Consider the following 3,413-nt stretch of genomic DNA (forward strand, 5'->3'; position numbering starts at 1 on the left):
GCCGCGGAAACCACCGACACCGCGGACACCGTGCCGGCCGACTTCCCCGCCGGAGCGCTCTTCGCGGGGACGGCCTCCCTGGGCTTCGAGTGCCCGCAGCCCAACGATCAAGTTCAGCGTCGCCGCGAGCGAGGCACCGGAGGAGGCCAACCCCGTCACTTCCACGGACATCGCCGACGCGCTCAACGACTTCACCGCCTCGCGGGGCCGGCCGTCGATCACCTTCCACGGCACCCCGGCACCCGCCCCGCCGAACTGCCGCCATATCCCCGGGTGTTCGGGGTACCCGGTGCGGGACGAAAGGGGGCGGGAATGCCGCTCACGTTCCGCAAGAGTTTCCGGATACTTCCCTGGCTTCGACTGAACATCAACAAGGGGTCCATGTCGTTCACCACGGGTGGCAAGCACGGCCCGCGGCACACACGCAGCACCACAGGACGTCGTACGACATCAATGGATTTGCCCGGACCTTTCGGGTGGCGTAAGACTCGTACCAAGAAGCACGACTGACCGGGCGTCACCCGAACGGCCCCCTCAAGAGGCGCCATCTCATATCTGAGATAACCTCGGCCTCATGGCAGACGACTACCTCGTACGTATCGGCAAGCTCATCCGTGACGCCCGCCAGCACCGGGGCTGGACACAGACGCAGCTTGCCGAGGCACTCGGCACCAGCCAGAGCGCCGTCAACCGCATCGAGCGCGGCAACCAAAACATCAGCCTTGAGATGATCGCGCGAATCGGTGAAGCGCTGGACAGCGAAATCGTCTCACTGGGCTATGCCGGCCCGATGCATCTGCGGGTGGTCGGCGGTCGTCGGCTCTCCGGCGCCATCGACGTGAAGACCAGCAAGAACGCGTGCGTGGCACTGCTGTGCGCCTCGCTCCTCAACAAGGGGCGCACAGTGCTGCGCCGGGTCGCGCGGATCGAGGAGGTGTACCGCCTTCTGGAGGTACTCGGCTCGATCGGCGTCCGCACCCGCTGGATCAACGACGGCGTCGACCTGGAGATCGTGCCACCGGCCGAGCTGGAGATGGCGTCGATCGACGCGGAGGCCGCTCGCCGCACCCGCTCGATCATCATGTTCCTCGGCCCGCTGCTGCACCGCATGGACAGCTTCAAGCTGCCGTACGCGGGCGGCTGCGACCTCGGCACCCGCACCATCGAGCCGCACATGATCGCGCTGCGCCGCTTCGGCCTCGACATCGCGGCGACCGAGGGCCTCTACCACGCCCAGGTCGACCGGTCCGTCACCCTCGACCGGCCGATCGTGCTGACCGAACGCGGCGACACCGTCACCGAGAACGCGCTGCTCGCCGCCGCCCGCCACGACGGCACCACGGTCATCCGCAACGCGTCCTCGAACTACATGGTCCAGGACCTCTGCTTCTTCCTGGAGGCGCTCGGCGTACGGGTCGAGGGCATCGGCACCACCACCCTCACCGTGCACGGCGTGCCGACCATCGACGTCGACGTCGACTACTCCCCCTCCGAGGACCCGGTCGAGGCGATGAGCCTGCTGGCCGCCGCCGTCGTCACCGAGTCGGAGCTGACGGTCCGCCGGGTGCCCATCGAGTTCCTGGAGATCGAGCTCGCGGTCCTGGAGGAGATGGGCCTCGACCACGACCGCACCCCCGAGTACTTCGCGGACAACGGCCGTACGCGCCTGGTGGACCTCACGGTCCGGCCCTCCAAACTGGAGGCGCCGATCGACAAGATCCACCCCATGCCGTTCCCCGGCCTCAACATCGACAACGTGCCGTTCTTCGCGGCGATCGCGGCGGTCGCGCAGGGCCAGACCCTCATCCACGACTGGGTCTACGACAACCGCGCGATCTACCTCACCGACCTCAACCGCCTCGGCGGGCGCCTCCAACTCCTCGACCCGCACCGCGTGTTGGTCGAGGGCCCGACCCGCTGGCGCGCCGCCGAGATGATGTGCCCGCCGGCCCTGCGGCCGGCCGTGGTCGTCCTGCTGGCGATGATGGCGGCGGAGGGCACGTCCGTGCTGCGGAACGTGTATGTCATCAACCGGGGTTACGAGGACCTGGCGGAGCGGCTCAACTCGATCGGGGCGCAGATCGAGATCTTCCGGGACATCTGAGAAGCAGGCAAGGGGTGCCGCCGTGCCTTCACGGGTGCGGCGGCACCGCCGCGCTCAGCGGGTGCTCCACTTCTGGTTGTCCTGGCCGTTGCAGTCCCAGAGTTGGAGTCGGGTGCCGTTGCCGGTCTTCTGGTCCTTGACGTCGACGCACTTGTTGGCCTGCGGATTGACCAGGTCGTTGCTGGAGTTGAGGCGGAACTGCTGGGCCGGGTTGCCGCTGCAGACCGCGAGCTGGATCACCGCGCCGTTCGCCGACGAGCCCCAGGCGACGTCCATGCACAGGCCCATCGAACGGACCGTGCCGTCCGAACGGAAGTCCCACTTCTGCCAGTTGTTGCCGTTGCAGCTCCAGATCTGCAGGGGGGAGCCGTCCGCGCCCTTGTGGCCCACCATCTCGATGCACTTGTTGGAGGCGTGGCTGTAGATCGTGGTGCCGGGCGCGGTGGTCACCGTCCTGGTGGCCGTCACCTTGGTGGTGGTCTTCTTCGAACTCCCGCCGGAGGAAGCCTTCTTGGGTGCCTCGGCGGAGCTGCCCGCGATCACTCCGGCACCCGAACCGGCACCGGCGGCCACGGCTCCCGCGCCCTTCTTCACCGTGTTGTTCCTGCCGCCGCCCACCGTGTTCGAGTCGGTCGGCTTCGGCGAGGCCGGGTCCGGGCTGGCCGAACCGTAGGCGCCGGCACCGATGTTCGCCGTCGCGCTGCTCAACACGGTTCCGGCGTCGGCCACTTGCTCCGACGGCTTCTTGTCCGAACTCGACCTGCCGAGCATTCCGGACACCAGGAACGGCACACCGATCAGCAGCGCGCCGGCTATCGCGGCGCCGGCGAGGAGTCCCCGGGAGGGGCGGCCGAAAGCGGGGGCCGCGGCGGCCGTTTCCTCACCGGTTCCGGAGCCGGCCCCGGATTCCGACGAGGCTGCGGTGGCCGTGGCCGTGGCGGCCTCCGGGTCCGGGTCCGGGTCGGAGGCGGCTGCGGACGTGGAGGTGGGGTCGGCGTGGGTGTCGGGGTCCGCTGCCGGGAGTGCGGCTTCGTCGGTGCCGGCAGCGGCTTTCGGAGTCACTCCCCCGCCGGTGGACGGGAGTTGAGTCGGTGTCGTGAGCGCCGCTTCCGCCCGCGCCGCGGCCGCCGAAGCGCCGGCCGTCGTCCCACCGCTCGTCGGCGGGAGTGCCGCCGCGCTCCCGGAGGCGCCGCCCGTGGTGGTGTCCGGGGCCGGGGCGGGCTCCGTCCCGCCCGTCGCTGCCTGGTGCTGCGGGCTGTTCTTGCCGGACATGCTGTTCCTTCCAGGAAAATGGTGGGGGGACAACCGG

Annotated in this window: 3 protein-coding genes; 2 read left to right on the plus strand and 1 reads right to left on the minus strand. The window is 69.3% G+C overall.

Translation table 11 applies throughout. The features are described 5' to 3' along the window. Positions 1-312 precede the first annotated feature (312 nt). The gene (locus AB0I51_RS27395; RefSeq protein ID WP_362979479.1) at positions 313-510 is read left to right on the plus strand and encodes a DUF4236 domain-containing protein; all 198 of its coding nucleotides are present in this window, start codon (positions 313-315) and stop codon (positions 508-510) included. 64 nt (positions 511-574) lie between these two features. Next, entirely contained in the window at positions 575-2,104 is a 1,530-nt protein-coding gene (locus tag AB0I51_RS27400) for a UDP-N-acetylglucosamine 1-carboxyvinyltransferase (RefSeq protein WP_362979481.1), read from the plus strand. 54 nt (positions 2,105-2,158) lie between these two features. Here AB0I51_RS27400 and AB0I51_RS27405 read toward each other — a convergent pair whose 3' ends face one another. Next, complete coding sequence (locus AB0I51_RS27405; protein ID WP_362979483.1) at positions 2,159-3,376, minus strand: ricin-type beta-trefoil lectin domain protein; 1,218 nt, start codon at positions 3,374-3,376, stop codon at positions 2,159-2,161. Positions 3,377-3,413 lie beyond the last annotated feature (37 nt).

This window comes from Streptomyces sp. NPDC050549 (assembly GCF_040655035.1).
In the GTDB taxonomy this organism is placed as follows: Bacteria; Actinomycetota; Actinomycetes; order Streptomycetales; family Streptomycetaceae; genus Streptomyces.